Raw genomic sequence first — 21,668 nt, 5'->3', positions numbered from 1 at the left:
CTTGAAACAGTTTGCTTACCAGTATGGAAGCAAGCTGTTTTTTTGTACCTCCTCTTCTTTTAAGGCATAGAAAAAAACCAGAGAGCAAACTCTCTGGTTTTTAATTGGAACAACAAATTAATCTTCGAATTTTTGATGATTTTTGTCATAAAAATCAATCAATCCGAGTGCAGTTTCAAACGAGATGTTCTTCACTTTTGCACGTCCTTGAGCCAAGGCAATGATAGACATTTCACGGGCATTTGTTTCTTTACTGATACGATATCCCGTAATTTTCTTATCGCGTACCCATCCAACAACTGATTCTACTTTTTCAAAGTTCGATTTAGCCATGATCTTTCTCCTATATTATTATTTCCAATACTAATATAAATTGTTTTGCACATTTTGTCAACTAAAATCGCTGAAAATACGAACCTTTTTTAAAAAATGAGAAATAGTTTACTTTGCTTTCAGGGCTGATAATATTTGTGTACGAATGTTTTCGACCCCATCTGGGTTAGCTGGTAGGAAAATCGTATTATTCCCTTCTTTATCTGCAAAATTATTTAGGGTATCCAAGTACTGGTTGGTTAAGAGAATAGACATGATTTGTTCTTCGGTCAAGTCTACATTCGCACCTTTTAACTCTTTAATAGAGTCTGCCAATCCATCGACAATGGCCTTCCGTTGCTCGGCAATACCAACCCCGTGCAAACGGTCTTTTTCCGCCTCAGCTTCGGCAGCAGTCACGATCTTGATCTTATCTGCTTCTGCCAATTCCTGAGCCGCCACGCGTTTTCTTTGCGCTGCATTGATCTCGTTCATGGATTGTTTCACTTCGGCATCTGGCTCAACTTTGGTGATCAAGGTTTTAACAATAATATATCCATAAGTTGACATTTCTTCTGCCACTTGTTTTTGAACTTCAAGAGCGATTTCATCTTTTTTCTCAAATAATTCATCCAAGGTCAACTTAGGCACAGAAGAACGAAGAGCATCTTCAATGTATGATTTAATCTGTGATTCTGGACGCATGAGTTTGTAGTAGGCATCCTTTACGTTGCTTTCGTTCACTCGGTATTGCGTCGCCACATTCATGGTAACGAATACGTTATCCTGAGTTTTTGTTTCAACCACGATCTCACTCTGCAAGACGCGCAATTGAACTCGTGCGGCAATTTTATCGATGCCAAAAGGCGCTCGCATATGAATGCCACTATCGCTAATTTTTTGATAACGTCCGAAACGCTCGATGATGGCAACGGATTGTTGCTTGACCACATATAGTGAGCTAATCACAATGAATCCTGCAACCATTAGCAAGAATAAAATAAAGATAAAAAATCCAGGCATAAAAAATTCCTCCTTTTAATTTACGCATATCATATCACAAGTCTTGATAAAAAAGCAATATATTCCATAAAAATATATTGCTTAAATAGTCGATTATTTCTGCATGATACTCAGACCAGCATATTATAGAGAGTTTCATTGCCGTTCAAGTTAATGAAAGACGGATCAAAACGCTCGATACGGTTAACCAAGCCTGCATAGTCATGCTTATTGGCCAAAGTAACCCCAATCAAGACAGGGCCAGTTCCCTTACTAGCACGCTTGATGTATTCAAAACGTGTGATATCATCATTTGGTCCTAAGATATCATTTACAAATTCGCGAAGGGCCCCTGGACGTTGTGGGAAGTTGACGATAAAGTAGTGTTTTACTCCATCGTAGATCAAAGCCCGTTCTTCCATTTCAGGCATACGGTTGATGTCATTGTTCCCACCTGAGATAATACAACAAATGGTTTTCCCCTTGATGTATTCGCGCAAGATTTCAAGGGATGCCACACTGGCCGCTCCTGCTGGTTCAGCTACGATCCCTTGTTTGGAATAAAGATCAATCAAGGTCTCTGAAATCAAGCCTTCATCGACCCCAACCAGGGTTTCCACATGTTGACGGGTCACTTCATAAGTCAATTGTCCCACCTTTTGCACAGCAATCCCGTCTGCAAACTTATCGATTTCTGGTAATTTGACGGGACCACCTGCTTCAAAAGCAGCCTTCATGGAGCGCGCTCCTTCAGCCTCTACCCCAATGACCTCAATCCGAGGCTCTGTTTCTTTGATGTAGGTAGAAACACCTGAAATGAGGCCTCCTCCACCGACAGGGACAAGGACAGCATCAAAAGAAATCGATTCTTTTCGAGCTTCCTCAAGAATTTCATAGGCCACTGTTCCTTGGCCAGCCTGTACATGTGGATCATCAAACGGGTCAATAAAGGTCCGTTTTTCTGCAAGAGTAAATTCTTGGGCCGCCTTAGCTGATGCATCAAAGGTATCCCCCACCAACTTAATCGTTACATAGTCCCCACCAAAGAAGCGGACTTGGCCGATCTTTTGTTGCGGTGTTGTAATCGGCATGAAGATGGTTGCTGGAATCTTCATTTCATTACAAGTATAAGCAACCCCTTGCGCATGGTTTCCCGCAGAAGCACACACTACACCACGCTCACGCTCTTCTTTTGAGAGTTGAGAAATTGCAAAATACGCTCCACGAATCTTGAAAGAACGAACACGTTGGGCGTTTTCTTTTTTCAAATAAATCTTTGCCCCATATTTTTCAGATAAATAGTGGTCGTATTCAAGGGGCGTATTGACAACGACTCCACTTAATATTTTATGGGCCTTGGCCACATCTTTTGCTGTTATCATTTCATACCTCTGTTGCTGTGTATTGATCAAAAAAGCAAGCCAGGGTGTCCCAACTTGCTTAGTCTTCTACAGACAATTAGTTGTAGATTTTGAAGGCGTCATCGTCGTTTTGACCAACGAATGGCATTGCTTTACGCAATTCAGCACCAACTTTTTCAATTTCAAGTTCTTCAGCTTGTTTGCGGAAGGCTTTCAAACGTGGGAAACCAGCATCGTGGTCTTCAACGAATTCACGTGCAAATTTACCTGATTGGATATCAGCAAGGGCAGCTTTCATGTTTTCTTTTACTTCTGGACCGATAACACGAGGACCAGTTACGAAATCACCAAATTCTGCAGTATTTGAACATGATTGACGCATTTTCTTGAAGCCACCTTCGTAGATCAAGTCAACGATCAATTTCATTTCGTGAAGGACTTCGAAGTAAGCCAATTCAGGTGCATAACCAGCTTCTGTCAAAACTTCAAATCCAGCTTCGATCAAGCTTGTCAAACCACCCATAAGAACGGCTTGTTCACCAAACAAATCTTCTTCTGTTTCTTCTTTGAAGGTTGTTGAAAGAAGACCAACACGTGCTGAACCAACACCTTTTGCCCAGTCCATTGCAATGTCTTTCGCATTACCAGTAGCATCTTGGTAGACAGCGTAAAGTGCTGGTACACCAAATCCTTCAGTGTAAGTACGACGTACCAAGTGACCTGGTCCTTTTGGTGCAACCATGAAGACATCTACGTCTTCAGGAGCTTTGATGTAACCAAAGTGGATATTGAAACCATGGGCAAAACCAAGAGCTTTACCAGCGCTCAAGTTTGGAGCGATTTCATCTTTGTAGATATCTTTTTGGATTTCGTCTGGTGCCAAGATCATGATGATATCAGCCAATTTAGTTGCTTCTGCAACTGGGTAAGCTTCAAATCCATCTTCTTTTGCTTTATCGAATGATTTACCAGGACGTACACCGATGATGACATCGTGACCTGAATCACGCAAGTTTTGTGCGTGTGCATGACCTTGTGAACCATAACCGATAACGGCGATTTTTTTACCATCAAGTGCTGGTACTTTAACGTCTTTTTCGTATTCCATTTGAACTGCCATAAGTAAAATCTCTTTTCTATTATATTATTTGCCTTTTTAAGGCGGGGTTAACAATGTTAAGGCGAGAATTAATCTCGAGTAAATCCGGTTGCACCGGTGCGGGCGATGTTTTTAATCCCATAAGGTCGAATAACACGAATGAGGGCTTCGCTCTTTTCTGCATTTCCCGTCATTTGAACGGTGATAGAGCTTGGGGCCACATCGACCACGGTCGCACGGAAAGGTTGAATAATGGCCAAGATTTCTGCCCGCTTCTCAGCTGGTGCAGAAACTTTCACCAGGATCACTTCGCGCTCCAAGTGTGGTTTGTCAGTGATATCACGAATGCGAATCACATCAATCTGACGGTTGAGCTGTTTGATGATTTGCTCTACTTCATCATGCGAAGCAACATCAATGATAATGGTAATCCGCGATACATTAGGGTTTTCTGTTGCACCAACAGAGATGCTTTCGATATTGACTTGACGTCTCGACAGGACTCCAGTAAAGCGGTTCAGAACACCTGATCGGTTTTGAAGTTTGGCTGTTAACATTCTACGCATTAAACTTCACCCCCAACATCTCATGATTACTCTTACCAGCTGGTACCATCGGTAAGACATGCTCTTTCCGAGAAATGTCTACTTCGATGAACATTGGTACATCTTCTGTGATGACTTCCAAATCCTTCTCCAGAGTATCAGGATTATCAAATTTATAATTCTTGATCCCGTAGGCTTGCGCCATCAATTGGAAATCTGGAAGGCTATCAAAGACTGACTCTGACGTCCGACCATCATAGAAGGCTTCTTGCCATTGACGGACCATTCCAAGCGAGTGGTTGTTGAGCATAACGACCTTGATCGGAACCTTATAAATATTTAAGATTGCCAATTCTTGATTGGTCATTTGGAAACCACCATCTCCGACAAAGAGAACAACTTCTTTATCTGGATTGGCAATTTTCGCTCCGATAGCTGCAGGAACACCGAATCCCATCGTTCCTAGACCACCAGATGTCACCAATTGGCGCTCATTTTGGTAAGGATAGTATTGAGCTGCCCACATTTGGTGTTGTCCAACGTCTGTGACGACAATAGCGTCCCCCTTGGTCAACTCTCCGATGCGTTCAATCACAGCTTGTGGCTGCACAACCCGTTCTTTCTTGTCGTATGAACGAACTCGGTTCTTATCTTGGGTCACCTTTTCGATCCATTTTTCTGTGTTGTTATGAACCGTCGGCTCTGCTAGCAACTGCTGCAAGGCTTTCTTTGCATCGCCAACAACAGGAATGTCGACAGCAATGATCTTACCAATCTCTGCAGGATCAATGTCGATATGGGCAACCTTAGCATTTTTAGCGAAAGTCTTTGGATTCCCTGTCAAACGGTCGTCAAATCGACAACCTACACTGATCATGAAATCCGTCTCTGTCATAGCGATATTGGCCGCGAAGGATCCGTGCATTCCTCCCATCCCTAGGAAAAGAGGATGACTGGTCGCAATCGTTCCTTGACCTAAAAGACTAGTCACTACTGGAATCTGATAGCGCTCTGCTAGAGCAATCAACTCTTTTGCAGCTCCAGCGTAACTCACTCCACCACCAGCAAGAAGAACTGGTTTTTTAGCCTTACTCAATTGCTTCAAAATCTTTTTGATCTGCAATTCATTGGGTTCAATGGTAGGCTGGTAGCTTGGAAGCTTCACACTTGGTTCATAGATAAAATCTGTCTCTAAAGCAGACACATCCTTTGGAAGGTCAATTACCACAGGGCCAGGACGGCCGGTCGTCGCAATATGGACAGCTTCTGTGATAATTCGTGGAATATCTGCCGTCTCACGTACTTGATAGTTGTACTTGGTGATGGGCATGGTAATTCCCACGATATCCGCTTCTTGAAAGGCGTCTTTCCCGATCCCAGCACGATTGACTTGACCAGTGAAGACTAATAAGGGAACGCTATCGCTCATGGCATCTGCAATCCCTGTAATGGCATTGGTCGCCCCCGGTCCACTAGTGACGACTGCGACACCCAGCTTTCCAGTTGATTTGGCGTAGCCTTCAGCCTCATGCAAGCATCCTTGTTCATGACGACCCAAGATATGCTGGATACCCTCAAAGCTATAGATGGCATCGTATAAAGGCAAAACCGCTCCACCAGGATAACCAAAAATCGTGTCAATGCCCAAATCACGCAGGGTTTCAAGAACGAGCTCTGAACCGGTTTTTGCAGTTTCTAAGGTAATTTTCTCCATGTCTCTCCTTTCCAGTACTTTGTATATCAAATTAGCATGCTACTATCATACCATTTTTAGAAAATATTTCAAGGAAAAATAGTAAATTTTCTGAATTTTCTATCCAAATCCGAATAATGAGAGTTTTTCTAAAAATGCTAGGTCTATCAGAAAAAAAGTCCCTAGGAACTCCTAGAAACTTTTCTTCCTTATAACCAACCCTTTTCTTGGGCAATTTTTGCTGCCTCAGTCCGGTTTTCCGCATCCAATTTGGTCAGAATGGTTGACATATAATTGCGGATGGTCCCGTTTGAGAGGAATAAGCGATCAGCAATTTCTTGGTTAGAAGCCCCTTTTGCGACTTCTTTTAAAACTGCCTTTTCTTGAGGGCTTAGAGGATTGGGATGGGTCAAAATCCCTTCCATTAATTCAGGCGAATATTCTTTTTGCCCTGCTAATACTGCATGAAGAGTCGCCATTAAATCTGTGATGCGACGTTCTTTCAAGACATAGGCATCAACTCCAGCCTTGAGGGCCCGCTCGAAATAGCCCGGCCGCTTAAAGGTGGTAACGATGACAACCTTGAGCTGGGGTTGTTGGCTTTTGGCCCATTCCAACACTTCTAGCCCTGTTTTGATGGGCATCTCAATATCTAGGATAGCAATATCAACTGGATGGGTTTCGAGTAAGCGAATAGCTTCTTGTCCATCGCCAGCCTGCAAGACATCTTCCACATCCTCTTGCAGGAGCAAGAGCTGACAGAGAGCATCGCGCAACATACTTTGGTCTTCAGCAACTAATAAGCGCATCTTATTTCCTTTCTTGATAGGGGATCCGTATTTCTATCCGGGTCGGCTTGTGTTGATGACTGATCTCCAGCTCTCCTCCCAACAAGGCAATCCGTTCGCGAATCGAGTGCAGGTCCTTGTCGGAAACTTTGTCAAAGCCGATGCCATTGTCTTCTGCGACCATTTCCACTCCTGTCTCGGTGGAGCGATAAGAGAGAAGAGCCTGCGTCGCTTTGGCGTGTTTGATCATATTGGTAGCTAATTCCAGAGATACCATGGCCAGAGCAGATTCTAGAATCGGCGAGATGCTGGCTGTATCAAGCTCATTTTGAATCTCCACTTTTACTTGCGCCACTTCCAGCATTTGCTTGACGGTTTCTAGCTCTCTTGCCAGGGTTCGCTGCTTCAAGTTCTCGACAATCTCTCGGACTTGGTGCATGGACTCTTGACTGATGGCTTGAATCTCTTGCACCTGCTCCTTAGCCTTCTCAACCTGGCCCAATGCCAAGAATTGATCAGCTAGGTCCGCCTTGACACTCAGCATGGCAAAGGTGTGTCCTAGACTGTCATGCAGATCACGGCCAATCCGATGGCGCTCGTTTTCTGCCAGCAAGAGATTGATCTGGGCGTTTTGCTTGGCATGGTCAGCTTTCAACTCTTCCATCATCTCCATCCGAACCATACTAAAGGTCATAACCGCGATAAACAAAGAGACGATCAGGACAAAAAGCCAATCATTTTCTCTCATCTCCCTATTAAATAACAGGGCTCCAAAAAGGATCAGTAGTGATCCAACAGCCGTCCAAAGAAAGGGCGAGCGAAAATCGCGAATCCCTAAACGATAGAGCAAAATATTGCTCAGATAATAGTAAAACCAACAAAAGCTAGTTCCAACAAAAAAGGTATTTCCTGCAATATACAGCAGAAGATAAATCCAAAAAAGCCAGGTCAGTTTCTTATTTTCAGTAATGAGGATTCCTAGATAGCTTATCATAAAGAAGATGGCTAAAAAGAAATGCCACCAGGGAATCTGCCCCAAGAAAATAGAAGCAAAGGGAAAGGCCATAAAGATTAAGCCTACGTAAAACATATGGTGAATATGTTTGAGTTTTTCAATCATGAACGAACCTCAGAATGACGACGATAGACGATAACAAGGGCAAACAAGACCAGGGTAAACAAGGTTAAATAGGCACTCGCAAAGACATTAACCTGCCCCTTGTTTAAAAAGGTCTTAATCAGTTCCATCAATTGATAGGTTGGTAAGCATTTGCCAATGGCTTGCATCCATTCTGGAAAGAGACTAATGGGCATCCACAGTCCACCCATGACAGCCAGTCCCATGTAAAGGAGATTCCCCACAACAGACATCAATTGACTAGAAGGAAGCAGGGTCAAGACCAGACCGATCGCTACAAAAGCTAGACTTCCTAAGATGAGAAGGAAGGTTGCTAAGACCCAATCCTGTAGGGACATATTCACATGCCGCACCACATGGCCCACGGTAAAGACAACTCCAATCGATAGGAGAAAATCGACAAAGAGACCCACAACCTTTATTAGATAATATTCTACCATAGATACGGGGGTATGGTGCAAGACTTTTTGCCAATTATTGAGTCGATCGGTTTCAAGAACGGTTGGAAAAGAAAAGATAGCCGTAGACATCATGGAAAAAGCCGTCATGGAGAGGAGATAATCCCTCATAAAGTGAGCGGGGGCCCCTGGCGTGTCCTGGTACATCCCTGAAAAGAAGAGATAAAAGGCCGTGGGCATCCCAATTGATAACAAGTAATAAATGGCCTGGCGACTGGTCAAATGCCACTCAACCACGCCGAGAGCTTTCATGCGTTTCATCTTCTCTACCTACTTCCTTTGTATTTTCAAAAATAGAATCCAATAAACTTCGATTGGTTACTTCGATTTCTTGGATCGAACATCCTTCTTCTTGCAATCGCCTCCACAAACGATTAGCATCCCGTGTCACAACCTGAAGGGCATCGGGTTTAATGACCACTTCACCAACGTCTTTCATCTCTGCCACTAGAGCTTGGTAGCGCAAAGGCAGGGTAAAATGTTTTTCTACCTCTTCGCTTCTCATAGCGAGAGGTGTCGTATCCCGAAGCAAATGGCCCTGGTGCAAGACCAAAATTCGATCAGCCGTGTGCTCTACTTCCTCGATGTAATGCGAAGAATAGACAATGGTCACACCCTCTTCCTTTAAATGCCCGACGATCTCCCAGAAGCGTTGGCGAGTGGACGTATCCATTCCCGCAGTTGGCTCATCTAAGAAAAGTAAGCTAGGACGACCAATCAAGGTTAGAACAAAAGATAAGAGACGCTTTTGACCACCAGACAACTTACTAGCCAATTGCTTCTTTTGTTCTGAGCTAAAACGTAATAAATCATCGATTTCTTCCCCTGTTAAGGGTTGGGGATAAATAGAGCGAAAGAAGTTGATCAGTTCCTGCACGGTTAACTTTTGAACGATGGCATTCTCTTGAGGGAGATAGGTTACACTAGCCTTCAACTGAGGATGACCAGGAGCCTTCCCCTCTACTTCAATGATCCCAGAAGTCGCCTTCCTATCTCCCAGAAGACAGTTCATCAAGGTTGTTTTCCCAGCTCCGTTTGGCCCGATCAAGGCCAGACAATCCCCCCGTTCAACCGCAAAAGAAAGATCTTCTAGGATCACCTTTCCTTTGATACTTTTGTTCAAGTTCTCTACTCTAATGACGCTCATGATACTCTCCTTTCAAGCAGGCTTGGCTAGCTGGAATGATGACAAAAACAACCAAGGTCACTCCCGTTTTGTTCATTGCTCCATTTCCTTTTTAACCGCCTTGACCATTTTCAAAACTTCCTGGACTGCCCAGCTCATGATGCCAATCCCAGCAAATAATTCCCAAGGAAAATGGTAATAGAGACTATCATCCTTTGAAAAGATCAAATAGACGACCATCCCCACCACTGTTAACGTAAACACTTTATAGAACCATTGTTTCATTTTTCCTTACCTCTTACTTTCTGACTATATTATAGCGAAAGAAAATAACAGCCACTAGATAATTTTGTCACTGGCTCACATGACAAAAGTCACTAAAAAAAGCCGAGTGACTTCACTCGACTTTTTCTATTCTTCTTACTGGCCTTCTTCTTTCATGCCATGCAGTTTCAAGGCCTTGACCAAGGCATCTGCCTTCATGTTTTTCAAATCATTGAGACCAGCATCTTTGAAGTAAGAAATTTCTTCTAGAGACTTGGCATCAATTTGGTTGATGTCAATCACACTGGTTGAGAGCAATTTTTTCTCTGGGGTGACTGTGTATTCCAAACTAAAACCGGGAACGGTTTTTAGCTTCTTATAGTCTTCATTTTGCTCCAGCAAAGCTTGAATGGCTGCTGTGAGCTCTTCAGGTGACTTTTCTGCTGCGATGGTCCCAAGTTGTTGGGGCAGATCGGCCGTCACTTCGATGCGAAGGTTTTCAACCTTGTCTCCCTTAGACTTGATGATATCCCGGTGTTTTGTTCCATTGATATCTCCTACTAAGGTTGTGGTTTTTTCTTCATTTTTTACTTCTTTTTTAACAGAGGAACTGCTAGATGAGCTAGCGGTTGTAGTTTTCTTTGTTTGGGATTGCGAACAACCAGTCAATACCAAAATGGCTAGCCCAAGGGTTACAAAAAATTTCTTCATTTTTATAACTCTCCTTTCACATACTGATACCAGTATAACATATCGCATCTTTCTTGTCTAAAAACTCCACTTCTCAAACCATTTCCCCCTCTTTTCAAGCTCTTCCATTTGAATAAAAAACTGATGAATGTGAGACTTTTTGCAGAAACCTCTTTTTCTCACGAATAAAGCTTCCGTGTAGGGGTCACTTCAATCTCAATTCCTCTGAATCACGCTGATTTCATAGGGAATCTCCTCGTTTTTCTATATACAAAAAAAGGTTCCGAAAGGAACCTTCTGTTCAATTATTCTACACTAAACAAGTATGGGTAGACAGGTTGGCCACCTTGGTGGATTTCTACTTCTACATCTTCGTATTTTTCAGCAAGGGCTTGGGCCAATTCATTTGCCAACTCCTCACTGCCGTCTTCACCGACATAGATGGTCACAATTTCACTGTCTTCATCCAACATATGAGCGAATGTTTCTTCCAAGGTTTCCATCATATCTGGATTTGAAACAACGATTTTGCCATCGACCATTCCAAGATTATCATTTTCATGGATTTCAAGCCCATCAATAGTGGTATCGCGAACTGCTGTCGTTACACTACCAGACACAACATCACTCAATGAAGCGCTCATGCGTTCGTAGTTTTCTTCGATCGACTTGCTTTCATCAAAGGCAAGAAGACTAGTCAATCCTTGAGGGATGGTCTTGGTCTCAACAACTGCTGCAGGTTGATCAATCACTTCTGCTGCAGATTGAGCCGCCATCAAGATATTTTTGTTGTTTGGCAAGATAATAATGTTGCGCGCATTCAACTCTTCAACTGCTTTGACAAAGTCTTCTGTTGATGGGTTCATGGTTTGACCACCAGAGATGATGTAATCAACCCCTTGCGCTTTAAAGATATCAGCCAATCCATCACCAGCAACTACTGCGATGATGGCATATTCTTTTTCTTCAACTGGCTTCGCTTGACGTTCTTCTTTTTCAACTTGCGCTTCGTGTTGGTTACGCATGTTGTCGACTTTCACCTTGACCAAGCTTCCGTACTTAAGACCTTCTTGCATGACAAGACCTGGATCTTCTGTATGGACGTGAACTTTGACAATCTCATCGTCATTCACCACCAATAGGGAATCCCCAAGGTTGTTCAAATAGTTACGGAATTCATCATAATCGAAGTCTTTGACATAGGTTGGACCTTGTTTCAAAGCGACCATGATTTCTGTACAGTAACCAAACTTGATGTCTTCAGTAGCCACATGGCCAGCAACTGACTTGTGGTGTTCTGCATTGATCATTTCTGACATGGTTGCAGGTGTTGCTTGGAACTCTTCAGAAGCGATGAATTCACCTGTCAAAGCTGACAAGAATCCTTCATAGATGAAGACCAAACCTTGACCACCAGAGTCTACCACGCCAACTTCTTTCAAGACTGGCAACATATCTGGAGTCTTCGCAAGAGCTGTTTTAGCTCCTTCAAGAGCGGCACGCATGACTTCTACTGCATCGTTGGTAGATTCTGCTTTTTTCTTGGCCCCGATAGCTGCTCCACGAGAAACCGTCAAAATAGTCCCTTCAACTGGCTTCATAACGGCTTTATAAGCAACTTCTACCCCAGACTGGAAGGCTGCTGCAAGTGCTGCTCCATCCAATTCTTCTTTGTCTTTGACACTTTGAGAAAATCCGCGGAACAATTGAGAAGTGATGACTCCTGAGTTCCCACGCGCCCCCATCAAGAGACCTTTAGCGAAGATCCCTGCCGCTTCTCCAACAGTTGATGCAGAACGGTCAGATACTTCTTTGGCCCCATTTTCGATGGTCATTCCCATATTAGTCCCTGTATCTCCATCTGGTACAGGAAAGACGTTCAAAGAGTTTACATATTCCGCTTGTTTATTTAAGCGCGTAGCCCCCGCTTGAACCATTTCTTGAAATAAACTTGTAGTAATATTAGCCACGATTATTCTCCCACAATCTTGATATTTTGAATATAGACATTCACAGTATCCGTAGTGATTCCAAGTTGATTTTCCAAACTAAATTTCACACGTTCTTGAATATTTTTTGAGACTTCGCTAATCTTTGTTCCATAGCTCAAAACAGTGTAAACATCAACTGCGATAGTTCCTGCTTCCGTTGTTTTGACAACAACACCTTTAGAGAAGTTTTCTTTCCCTAGGAGGGCTTGGAAATTATCTTTGATCGCATTTTTGCTGGCCATTCCAACCACACCGAAGATCTCAGTAGCGGCACCGCCTACAACAGTTGCGATAACCTCATCAGTCAATTCAATTTGACCGTCCTTTGTATTGATTTTTACTGTCATAATTTCTACCTCAAAAGTATTTTATATTCTATTTTACCATAAAAGAGGTCAACTGTAAAAGGGTAGGGACTATTCTTCACCCGCTGTGACAGCTGTCTCTAGAGAAAAAGAAAAGAACCTCTATGAGGTTCTATATTCTTTATTAAACGCGTTCTACTTTACCAGATTTCAATGCACGAGCTGAAGCCCAAACTTTTTTAGGTTTACCATCGATAAGGACAGTTACTTTTTGAAGGTTTGGTTTTACGGCACGTTTTGTTTGGTTCATAGCGTGTGAACGGTTGTTACCTGATACAGTCTTACGACCTGTGAAATAACATACTTTAGCCATTTCTGTGTTTCCTCCTATTAGATCTAATATAACGGATGTGCTAGCACCACATACCGTACTATATTACCAAAAAAAATCTCTCTTGGCAAGCTTTTGGCCAAAGTTTTTCATTTCCGACTTAAGAAAACGAATTCGCTCCGACATAGATAATTTCCAGATTTCCTAAGGAAACATCGCCCGTAATGTAGAAATCCTTGCTTGTCAGAGCACTTGGATTTTCCTGATGTTGGATCGCTGAGAGGGAATTATCCACATTTACATGGACACGCCAATCACTTGGTACATAGAGACTCAAACTTCCAAGGGAAACATCGACAACAAACTGAGCAGATGGACCCTCGATGCGGCAATTGTCAAAATAAACCGATGCTTCTCCCATACTCACATCTGCACTTCCGCGGGTAAAGTGTTGGTCATTGAGATATTTTGTCACTGTTGAAAAAGTGACATCAATGTCATTGCCATCCGACTTACTCATGGACCCAGCAGAATAGGAAGCTAGGCGGGCTTTTGTTTTCTTAGAGGGTTTAAACAAAATGTTGAGCCCAATCACAGCGAGAATTGAGGAAAGGATGACAACTGAATTTGAAACTGGGAGGAAATGGTATTGCCCATTGAGACAAAAGAGGGCTAAAAGTCCATAGATGAAGCCCCAACCAAAATGGCGTTTTAAGAAACTAGAGAGGGACAGGACGGCAAGCAAGGTAACCCAAGCTAAGGTCCAGATGCTGATGTCCCATTTTACAAAATAGCCCTGTAAAAGGAGTAAGGCTGCTAAAAGGATTAAGAATACTCCGATTAATTTTTTTCTCATGATATTACCTCATTTCATTTAGTCGTTCTTTTAAGAGTTGATAGTAGCGTCTGGATACGTGAACCTGCTTATGGGTCTGATAGAAATTGACCGTGCTGGTTCCTGAAAAAGACTTTTCTAGAGAATAGATCTGCTTTGCGTTGACAATGGTGGATTTGGATATCCGACAAAAGGCGATGGGAAGCAGCTCCTCCAACTCATAGAGCTTCTGCTTAACTTCATAGGCCTCGTCCTTGGTGTGACCAAAAATCTTCTCCCCGTCCGTCTCAAAAAAGAGGATCGATGCCACATCCAGAAAATACTCACTTCGATCCTTGTAAAAGGCCAAAGGAGCAACCTTTTGTTCGAGGATTCTCTCTTGCAGCTGGGTCAACTCCGGGGTCAAGCGCGGAGCTCGAATCAAGATCTCAGGCTCGTCCATAGATGGATCCAATTCGATTCTAACTTTCATAAAACTCCTTTCCCAACGTTTTGATAGTACCATTATAACAGCTGTTGAAAACAAAACAAGGGCTTTTCAGTAAGTGGCACGTTTTCCCCATCAAGAGGTCATTTTTGAGAAGTAAAAAAGAGAGTGGGACAGAAATCGGTAATTCGTTAGAATTCGATTTCGTCGTCCCTCCTTCGCACAGTTGAGTAGGGCTGTAAAAGCTGATGAAATCAGCGTAGTAGAGCCCATCAACCACTGCGTCTTGCTCGACAATCCAAAGACAATTGAGAGGCTAGGATTTTTATCCCAGCCTCCTTTCTTTATTTATTGCTTTCCTTGTCCGGTAAAAGAAAACTAAGACCTACGCAAGCGAGCACACCTGCTGTGATGACCAGACCATTTGAAACCGGCAGGACATCGTAAATCGCATTTGCGATCATAAATGCGATCAAGGCGCAGATAACACTTGCCTTGTAATCTTTTTTCAAGAGATTTTCAAGTGTAAAGAATGCAAATAAGAGAACAGGAAATAGGGGCCAGATGTTCACATCGAGCTTTGGAAAACCAACCATTCCCATTGTGACAACCGCAAGAGCAACCAAAATAAATCCAAGTCCAAGTAGTTTTTTCATCATCATATACCTCATTTTGATTATTCGGAAGTATTTCTTCCTTTGATGATTCTATGATAGCAGAGAGCTCCTACGGAGACAAGGACTTTTGACTAAGTGGTCAAAAATGGCGCCTATGTGGTCAAAAGAAGGAGCGAGACCGAACGAATATGTGATCACCATTATTCATCGTCTCGCTCCTTCAAAGCAGATTTTTTCTATGCCGATTGCAGGGATCGAACCTGTGACCTACGCGTTACGAGTGCGTTGCTCTACCAACTGAGCTAAATCGGCGATTACCTTCTTAGTATAGCACTCTGATAGCGGATGTCAAGCACTTTTAGTTGATCTTTTTAATCAGAATCTGACATGGATTCTGTGGATCCCATAGTTGCGGAAAAATCTCTAATTTTTTAAAACCAAGACTGCGATAAAAGACATTTGTTCGGTCATAATCTTTATTTGAACCTTCTGCGACTGTTTTGACCTGTAGGTAGTCCACTTGTTTGACTGCTTCTCTTTCTATAGTCGTAATTAATTTCCTTCCAATTCCTTGACCTTGGAATGATTTTTTCACGCCTAGACAGTCAATTTCAGCACAATCTTCACTCGAATATGATAAACTTATAAACCCTACTACATCACTTTCTTGATAAGCAGCCCAAACTCGTAAATCCTTAGCTCCTTCAATGTAGGCTTGCGTGCTTTCTGGTATTCCAAACCATTCTGGCAAATCCCTTAAAATCTCAGCGACAACTGCCATTTTTTGATCTTCACCCTTGACTTCTTTAATTACAAACATCATAAGTTCCTTTCTTGATTTTAGTCTTACTTTACCTCTTACGAACCAGCACTTTCGTAAGCATCCAATCCCCTATCCCAAAGTTTGAGGGAAATAACAAAGAAAACAAGGGAAATCAGAATCAAACCACCAATATTAAAGAGTCCATCCTTGTCCTGCAAGAAATAGCTGGCAGGATAGTAGGCCGTAAAGGCGAAAGGTACAATAAAGCTAATTAACCAACGAAGGAGCGAATTGTAAATAGAAATAGGATACTTGGCAAAATCATTAAACATATAGAAAATGTAAATCATGGCACCTGACTGCTTGGTCCAAAAAGCGATGCTAGCTGTCGCGATTTTTAAAGAAGTGTAAATCAAGGTCGCAAAAGGAATACAGACTAGAAAAATCAGGAATTTTGGAAGAGTCCAAGAGATGCTAGTTACTGTTGTTCCTAATAGAATGCCACCGACCAAGAGTTCACCCAAGGCATCAATCTGAAAGGTCTCAACGAGGATGTGAAAGAGAGGATTGATAGGACGAGTCAGATACTTGTCAAACTCCCCTTTTCGAACTAGTCGTTGACCTAAAGCCCAGAGATTGTCAAAAAAGAGATGATCTAGTCCCTTTGGAATTAAGGAAAATCCATAGATAAAGGCAATTTCTTGAAAAGTCCAACCTTCTAGGGAGGGAATGTGTTGAAAGATGACATTGAGAAACAAGAGGTTCAGGCCTTGAGTCAGAAAGACTCCCAACACACCAACCACAAAATCTACCTTGTATTCCATGATTTGCTTGATATACTGTCTGATAAAAATCAGATGCATGCGTTGATATTTTTTCATACTAACCTCCCTGAATGGTGATAAATGACTGGACTCGTTTCCAAATCAACTGAGACAAGCCCACCATCACTATAAGCCAGAAAAGCTGAAGCAAAAGTGCTTGAAGAATCTGACTAGCATCGTATTTTCCAACAATAATCATGACCGGAGTGTAAATTAAGGATGAGAAAGGTAAGAAGGACAGAATATCTGAAATGACCTTTGGAAAGAAAGCCAAGGGGATCAAACTCCCAGACATAAAGGCCACTATGGAAGTCTTAAGTAGGTTGGAACCCCATAAATTTTTAAATACAAAGGCTGAAAATCCAAAGCAAATATTAAAGAAAAAGTTAATCAGATAAGCCAGGGTTAAGCTAAAGAGATAAAGGGTAGTTAGTCCCAGCACTTCTACAATCCCTTGCCCAGATAAGATTTTCATCAAAACAATGACACTTAAAAATGGCAGTCCAACAGAGATAAAAATCAACCACTTGGAACCAAGCTCCGTAAAGAGGTAAGAAGCCGCAAAATGCACTGGTCGCAACAAGCGCATGATAATGGAACCATCCTTGACCTCATCACCAATCATAAAGGAAGAATCCGACCTAGTCAGAAGATTAGTCACAAAACTCATGATGATGTAGAGGGTGATATCCGCCATACTGAAGCCCTGAATCAAAGGCTCCTGGGAGGAATCAAAGACAGCCTTCCATAGATAAAAAGCCACAAAAGCACCCATGACATCGCCAATCCGATAAAGAATAAAGTTGACTCGATAGCTAATCAACTCCTGAATCCCTGCATTGATAAAGGGTTTATAACGTCTCCACAATTTGACCATCTTAGAGCTCCTTTCGATAGAAGCGACGGATAATATCTTCAATATCCGTATCTACCATCTTCAAATCACGGATCTCAAAATCAGATAAGGTTTGCTTGATAATATCGGCCGACTGGTAGCGGGAACTATCGAATTCAATATTGAGAGTATTTCCTTGTCTATCAATGGACATATCAGGCAAGCCCTCATAATGAGAGACGAGATGATTTTGACCTGGCGTCAGGTCAAAGGAGAGAGTCTTCATCTTTCCAAAGGTCTCCTTGAGCTGGCTAACCGTTCCATCAAAAATCTCTTGCCCCTTATCAATCATAAAAATCCGATCACAGAGTTGCTCAATATCACTCAAATCATGAGTAGTCAAGAGAATAGTTGTCTCTTCCTCCTGATTAATCTGGGTAATGGCCCGACGAATGTTGTCCTTGACCGACACATCCAAACCAATAGTCGGTTCATCTAAAAAGAGAACTTTGGGATTGTGAAGCAAGGAAGCCGCAATATCCGCCCGCATCCGTTGACCTAGTGAAAGAGTCCGCACAGGATCCTTGATAAATTCCTTCAAATCCAAAACTTCATTCAAAAAGTCCATGCGCTTATGGAAAAGCGAGTCCGGTACATCATAGATCTCTTTCAAAACCGTGTAGGTCTCTTGCAGAGCCAAATCCCACCATAACTGGGTGCGTTGTCCGAAAACGACTCCAATATCCTTGACATAATCTTGGCGATTATCCTGCGGAATCTTGCCGTTAATCCGACAAAAGCCAGATGTGGGCTTCAAAATTCCTGTCAGCATTTTGATGGTGGTTGACTTCCCAGCACCATTTGCCCCGATAAATCCTAAAATCTGCCCTTTTGGAACTTCAAAAGTTAAATCCTTGACCGCTTCAAAGGTCTGCTTTTCAGGATGAATAAAGGAGCGCAAGGCTCCCTTTAACCCCGGCTCCTTAACTGTCTTCACAAAATTTTTCCGAAGATGTTGCACTTCTATCATTGCCATATCTATCTCCCTATCGTAAGAAGCAACATTGTATTTTTGACTACAAATATTCTAAATCCTTACTTTCTACACTTACTCAATATTATTACAGAAGGCTTTATACCAACCTATTATAATCCAATAAAAAAAGGAATGCAAGCGTTTGCTTATAGATTATGAAATTAGAGATTTCTCTCTTAAAATGAAACTTTTAATCAAAAATTCTGTTAAATAGTTTCCTTAAGACACCAAAAAACCTGCCCTTAGGGGCAGGCTTATTGTTAAGAAAAAGAATTTTTTTAATCGAGAAAATTAACGATTCTACTGTTAATCCTTCAGCATTTAATTATTATCATCAGTCTCAATGGATTTTTAAGCCCTCAATTATTCTCTAAAAATTCTTTAATACGAGAAACAATAGCATCGCTTTGATAATGATAGAGGTCGTGAGGCGCATCCATATAGTCGACTTGAACATTAGACTGGTCGCTTGCAAATCTCTCTGCATAACGTTGCCACTCTGATTGGCTAAAGGTCGTGCCTTCACCGTTAGAAACCAGGAGTAAGGCTGGAATTTTCGGATTAATGCTAGATGGAACTTTCTTGGCATTTTCCTTTGCCAAACGGGATTCATGAAGCATGGCTTGTGACATCAACTGCTTATATGCTAGTAATTTATATTGTTGTCGTTCAGTTTCAGTCAGAGTTGGATTTTTTATATAAAAGGACTCTGGGAAATAACGGAGCAGGCCAATCTTACTCGTCCAATAGGCTAAGGTTATGAGAGTTGGGTGTTCTTTTAAATCTTCATAACTCGCTGGCAAGGCCCAATCCAGGCCAATCAAAGCCTTCACTTCATTCGGATATTTCTCTTGCCAAGCAAGACTCTCTAAACTAGCCATAGAATGCGAAATAATCACATAAGGACCTGAAACATGAGCTTGCGACAAAGCTTGACGGGTCTCAGAAAGGACCTCCATCACATCTCTTGAACGATCACTATCTTGGCTAAAACCATATCCTGCTCGCTCCACGACAACAACCTTGTATTTTTTGGATAGGGGATCTGATAGATTCTTAAAGTCTAGGATAGGAGAGGCGATACCTGCACCAGAAAGAAAAACGATTGTTTGAGGCCCTTCTCCTTTAATAGAAACATTCATTCGATGTCCATTGACTGTCACTTGTTTACCAATGGGTGTGAGAAGCTTACTTTCATTTCGTAAACTGACTTGATGAAAAACAAATGTAGCACCTAAAAAGAGCAGGAGAAAGCCACAAACGATCCAGCTCCACAGTTTGAATTTTTTCATAGGCATATTGTACAAAAATTAACCCCTGGAAGCAACCTTTCCCAAACAAAAAAACAAGATCCACATGGGACCTTGCTTTCCTGTTTTTAATTAAGCTTTGCCTTCTGAACCGAATACGTCGATACGTTCTTCAACAGCTGCTGTAATTGCTTCGAAACCTGGTTTCAAGAATTTACGTGGGTCGAAGAGTTTCTTCTTGTCGTATTCTGCTTCGTTTGCATCGTATTCACGTACGAATTGACGAGTAGCATTTGCAAATGCGATTTGGCATTCAGTGTTAACGTTAACTTTTGCAACACCAAGTTTGATAGCTGCTTGGATTTGATCATCAGGGATACCTGATCCACCGTGCAATACGATTGGGAATCCTGGAACAGCTTCAGTCAATTTTTGCAAGTGGTCAAGGTGAAGACCTTTCCAGTTTGCTGGGTAAGGACCGTGGATGTTACCGATACCTGCAGCCAAGAAGTCGATTCCTGTAGCAACCATTGCTTTAGCGTCTTCGATTGGTGCCAATTCACCGTCACCGATGATACCGTCTTCTTCACCACCGATAGTACCAACTTCAGCTTCTACTGAGATACCTTTAGCATGAGCTTTTTCAACGACATCTTTCGCCAATTTAAGGTTTTCTTCAACTGGAAGGTGTGAACCGTCAAACATGATTGAAGTGTAACCAGCTTCGATACATTCAAGAGCATCTTCGTAGTGACCATGGTCAAGGTGAATAGCAACTGGTACAGTGATACCCATTGATTCTACAAGGTTTTCAATAAGGGCTTTACATACTTTGTAACCACCCATGTATTTAGCAGCACCCATAGAAGTTTGGATAAGTACTGGGGCTTTCTTAGCTTCTGCTGCACGCAAGATAGCTTGAGTCCACTCAAGGTTGTTTGTGTTAAATCCACCAACTGCATAACCATTGTCACGAGCTGCTTGGACAAATTTTTCTGCTGAAACGATTGCCATTTGTTATAGGCCTCCTATAAATTTTTGTGGGGTTAATCCCACTTACATTGTTTATTTTATCACTTTTTAGATGAAATTGCTAGTTTTTCCTGTAGCTTTAAGCGCTTTCTTACGATAAATGAGGAGGAACCCTCTTCCTCCTAAGACTTCCATCCTATTCAAAAAGCAAAAAAAGGAGCTTAAGACCCTTTTAATCTTTCTCTTTAAATTTTTTTAATGAAAGGAGAAAAGCAATTCCGCAAATCACAAGGAGTCCACCTGCGACCCATTGGGAATAGAAATAGCCAGCAAATAATTGACTGTCAGTAAATATTTTCCCAAGAAGCCCGTTTACCAAGCCCTCAAGAAAGGGAATATTCTCACACACAGCAAGGATTGAGGCAATAAAGAGAATAAAGCCCGCTATCAAAAAGAGATTGGGAATCCATCTTTTCAGCCTTTTTTCATCTCTGAGCAGATACTTAGAAGCAATCGCCACTAAAAAAATGAAAACATTCCATATGTTTAAGGCAATAAAATATCTAAAAGTATCCTTGTATGCGCCTATCGCCATCGCTAAAATCAGGATAGGACCGAAAAAATTAATGGCACTTCCCAATAGTGCAAAGAGGCCATCGGCCAAAACCAGATCCTTTTTCTTCATTTTCTCACCTCATCTCACACCTATTCTACCACAAAGAAATTTGAAAACAAAAAAAGATAGCCGAAGCTATCTTGATTATCCGATGCGGAGAGAGGGACTTGAACCCTCACGACCTAAAGCGGTCACAGGATCCTTAGTCCTGCGCGTCTGCCAATTCCGCCATCCCCGCGATTGAGTACTTTACTAGTATATCAATCAACGACTTTTTTGTCAAGATTTTTTTCAAACTTTTTTCAGAGTTTGTCATTTTTTCACAAAAAGGGAGTGGGAAAGAACTCCGACTAATTAAAAAGAGTTCGTCTTCCCACCCCCGCACAGTTG

26 protein-coding genes and 2 tRNA genes are annotated in these 21,668 nt (G+C 42.0%); all 28 read right to left on the bottom strand.

The window, feature by feature from the left end:
• Positions 1-117: 117 nt before the first annotated feature.
• Positions 118-333 carry a capsule biosynthesis transcriptional regulator gene (locus HMPREF3002_RS02850; RefSeq protein WP_003004771.1) on the bottom strand — a complete coding sequence of 72 codons (216 nt, stop codon included), beginning with the start codon at positions 331-333 and terminating at the stop codon, positions 118-120.
• Positions 334-441: 108 nt separating this feature from the next.
• A complete protein-coding gene (locus HMPREF3002_RS02845; protein ID WP_003010253.1) occupies positions 442-1,335 on the bottom strand; it encodes an SPFH domain-containing protein in 894 nt (297 codons plus the stop codon).
• 110 nt (positions 1,336-1,445) lie between these two features.
• Positions 1,446-2,696, bottom strand: coding sequence for a threonine ammonia-lyase IlvA (ilvA, locus tag HMPREF3002_RS02840; RefSeq protein ID WP_023919315.1), 1,251 nt, complete (start codon positions 2,694-2,696; stop codon positions 1,446-1,448).
• A 76-nt stretch (positions 2,697-2,772) separates the two neighbouring features.
• Positions 2,773-3,795 (bottom strand): ketol-acid reductoisomerase, encoded by a 1,023-nt coding sequence (ilvC, locus tag HMPREF3002_RS02835; protein ID WP_003004157.1) that lies wholly within the window; start codon positions 3,793-3,795, stop codon positions 2,773-2,775.
• A gap of 68 nt (positions 3,796-3,863) precedes the next feature.
• Positions 3,864-4,340 carry an acetolactate synthase small subunit gene (gene ilvN, locus HMPREF3002_RS02830; RefSeq protein ID WP_023919316.1) on the bottom strand — a complete coding sequence of 159 codons (477 nt, stop codon included), beginning with the start codon at positions 4,338-4,340 and terminating at the stop codon, positions 3,864-3,866.
• Positions 4,333-6,033, bottom strand: a complete 1,701-nt coding sequence (locus HMPREF3002_RS02825) for an acetolactate synthase large subunit (RefSeq protein WP_023919317.1) — start codon at positions 6,031-6,033, stop codon at positions 4,333-4,335. The genes ilvN and HMPREF3002_RS02825 overlap by 8 nt, the downstream gene beginning before the upstream one ends.
• A 188-nt stretch (positions 6,034-6,221) precedes the next feature.
• The gene (locus HMPREF3002_RS02820; RefSeq protein WP_049485788.1) at positions 6,222-6,821 is read right to left on the bottom strand and encodes a response regulator transcription factor; all 600 of its coding nucleotides are present in this window, start codon (positions 6,819-6,821) and stop codon (positions 6,222-6,224) included.
• A gap of 1 nt (position 6,822) precedes the next feature.
• The gene (locus HMPREF3002_RS02815; protein WP_070665173.1) at positions 6,823-7,920 is read right to left on the bottom strand and encodes a sensor histidine kinase; all 1,098 of its coding nucleotides are present in this window, start codon (positions 7,918-7,920) and stop codon (positions 6,823-6,825) included.
• Complete coding sequence (locus HMPREF3002_RS02810; protein ID WP_070665171.1) at positions 7,917-8,657, bottom strand: ABC transporter permease; 741 nt, start codon at positions 8,655-8,657, stop codon at positions 7,917-7,919. Before HMPREF3002_RS02810 ends, HMPREF3002_RS02815 begins: the two co-directional genes overlap by 4 nt.
• Positions 8,626-9,543, bottom strand: a complete 918-nt coding sequence (locus HMPREF3002_RS02805) for an ABC transporter ATP-binding protein (protein WP_070665170.1) — start codon at positions 9,541-9,543, stop codon at positions 8,626-8,628. The genes HMPREF3002_RS02810 and HMPREF3002_RS02805 overlap by 32 nt, the downstream gene beginning before the upstream one ends.
• Positions 9,544-9,615: 72 nt before the next feature.
• Positions 9,616-9,807: a hypothetical protein gene (locus HMPREF3002_RS02800; RefSeq protein ID WP_070665169.1), complete on the bottom strand. Its 192-nt coding sequence runs from the start codon at positions 9,805-9,807 to the stop codon at positions 9,616-9,618.
• 135 nt (positions 9,808-9,942) lie between these two features.
• Entirely contained in the window at positions 9,943-10,497 is a 555-nt protein-coding gene (locus HMPREF3002_RS02795; protein ID WP_049483529.1) for an SP0191 family lipoprotein, read from the bottom strand.
• A 284-nt stretch (positions 10,498-10,781) separates the two neighbouring features.
• Positions 10,782-12,446, bottom strand: coding sequence for a DAK2 domain-containing protein (locus HMPREF3002_RS02790; RefSeq protein ID WP_070665167.1), 1,665 nt, complete (start codon positions 12,444-12,446; stop codon positions 10,782-10,784).
• A 2-nt stretch (positions 12,447-12,448) separates the two neighbouring features.
• Positions 12,449-12,814 carry an Asp23/Gls24 family envelope stress response protein gene (locus HMPREF3002_RS02785; RefSeq protein WP_003004393.1) on the bottom strand — a complete coding sequence of 122 codons (366 nt, stop codon included), beginning with the start codon at positions 12,812-12,814 and terminating at the stop codon, positions 12,449-12,451.
• A 142-nt stretch (positions 12,815-12,956) separates the two neighbouring features.
• On the bottom strand, positions 12,957-13,145 hold the full coding sequence (gene rpmB / locus HMPREF3002_RS02780) for a 50S ribosomal protein L28 (protein WP_001140948.1): 189 nt from the start codon (positions 13,143-13,145) through the stop codon (positions 12,957-12,959).
• A 118-nt stretch (positions 13,146-13,263) separates the two neighbouring features.
• Positions 13,264-13,959, bottom strand: coding sequence for a LiaF transmembrane domain-containing protein (locus tag HMPREF3002_RS02775; protein ID WP_070665165.1), 696 nt, complete (start codon positions 13,957-13,959; stop codon positions 13,264-13,266).
• Positions 13,960-13,963: 4 nt separating this feature from the next.
• A complete protein-coding gene (locus HMPREF3002_RS02770; RefSeq protein ID WP_003004160.1) occupies positions 13,964-14,410 on the bottom strand; it encodes a LytTR family DNA-binding domain-containing protein in 447 nt (148 codons plus the stop codon).
• A 299-nt stretch (positions 14,411-14,709) separates the two neighbouring features.
• A complete protein-coding gene (locus HMPREF3002_RS02765; RefSeq protein WP_049471759.1) occupies positions 14,710-15,021 on the bottom strand; it encodes a LiaF transmembrane domain-containing protein in 312 nt (103 codons plus the stop codon).
• Positions 15,022-15,221: 200 nt separating this feature from the next.
• Positions 15,222-15,294: transfer RNA gene (locus HMPREF3002_RS02760), tRNA-Thr, on the bottom strand.
• 46 nt (positions 15,295-15,340) lie between these two features.
• Entirely contained in the window at positions 15,341-15,802 is a 462-nt protein-coding gene (locus HMPREF3002_RS02755) for a GNAT family N-acetyltransferase (RefSeq protein WP_023919330.1), read from the bottom strand.
• Between the two features lie 38 nt (positions 15,803-15,840).
• Positions 15,841-16,626: an ABC transporter permease gene (locus HMPREF3002_RS02750; RefSeq protein WP_023919332.1), complete on the bottom strand. Its 786-nt coding sequence runs from the start codon at positions 16,624-16,626 to the stop codon at positions 15,841-15,843.
• A 1-nt stretch (position 16,627) separates the two neighbouring features.
• On the bottom strand, positions 16,628-17,446 hold the full coding sequence (locus HMPREF3002_RS02745; protein ID WP_003017344.1) for an ABC transporter permease: 819 nt from the start codon (positions 17,444-17,446) through the stop codon (positions 16,628-16,630).
• Between the two features lies 1 nt (position 17,447).
• A complete protein-coding gene (locus HMPREF3002_RS02740; RefSeq protein ID WP_070660809.1) occupies positions 17,448-18,440 on the bottom strand; it encodes an ABC transporter ATP-binding protein in 993 nt (330 codons plus the stop codon).
• A 359-nt stretch (positions 18,441-18,799) separates the two neighbouring features.
• Positions 18,800-19,738 carry an alpha/beta fold hydrolase gene (locus HMPREF3002_RS02735; protein ID WP_070665163.1) on the bottom strand — a complete coding sequence of 313 codons (939 nt, stop codon included), beginning with the start codon at positions 19,736-19,738 and terminating at the stop codon, positions 18,800-18,802.
• An 84-nt stretch (positions 19,739-19,822) separates the two neighbouring features.
• Entirely contained in the window at positions 19,823-20,704 is an 882-nt protein-coding gene (locus HMPREF3002_RS02730; RefSeq protein ID WP_070665161.1) for a class II fructose-bisphosphate aldolase, read from the bottom strand.
• Positions 20,705-20,894: 190 nt separating this feature from the next.
• The gene (locus HMPREF3002_RS02725; RefSeq protein WP_070665160.1) at positions 20,895-21,347 is read right to left on the bottom strand and encodes a hypothetical protein; all 453 of its coding nucleotides are present in this window, start codon (positions 21,345-21,347) and stop codon (positions 20,895-20,897) included.
• An 83-nt stretch (positions 21,348-21,430) separates the two neighbouring features.
• A tRNA-Leu gene (locus tag HMPREF3002_RS02720) sits at positions 21,431-21,516 on the bottom strand.
• A partial coding sequence (locus HMPREF3002_RS11245) for a hypothetical protein (protein ID WP_218108602.1) occupies positions 21,481-21,668 on the bottom strand: 188 nt, incomplete at its 5' end. The genes HMPREF3002_RS11245 and HMPREF3002_RS02720, both read right to left, overlap by 36 nt.

The sequence above is a fragment of the Streptococcus sp. HMSC065E03 genome (assembly GCF_001815045.1).
Taxonomy (GTDB): domain Bacteria; phylum Bacillota; class Bacilli; order Lactobacillales; family Streptococcaceae; genus Streptococcus; species Streptococcus parasanguinis_AD.
Note: the sequence above shows the minus strand (reverse complement) of the source record. Positions and strands in the feature narration are given on the sequence as shown.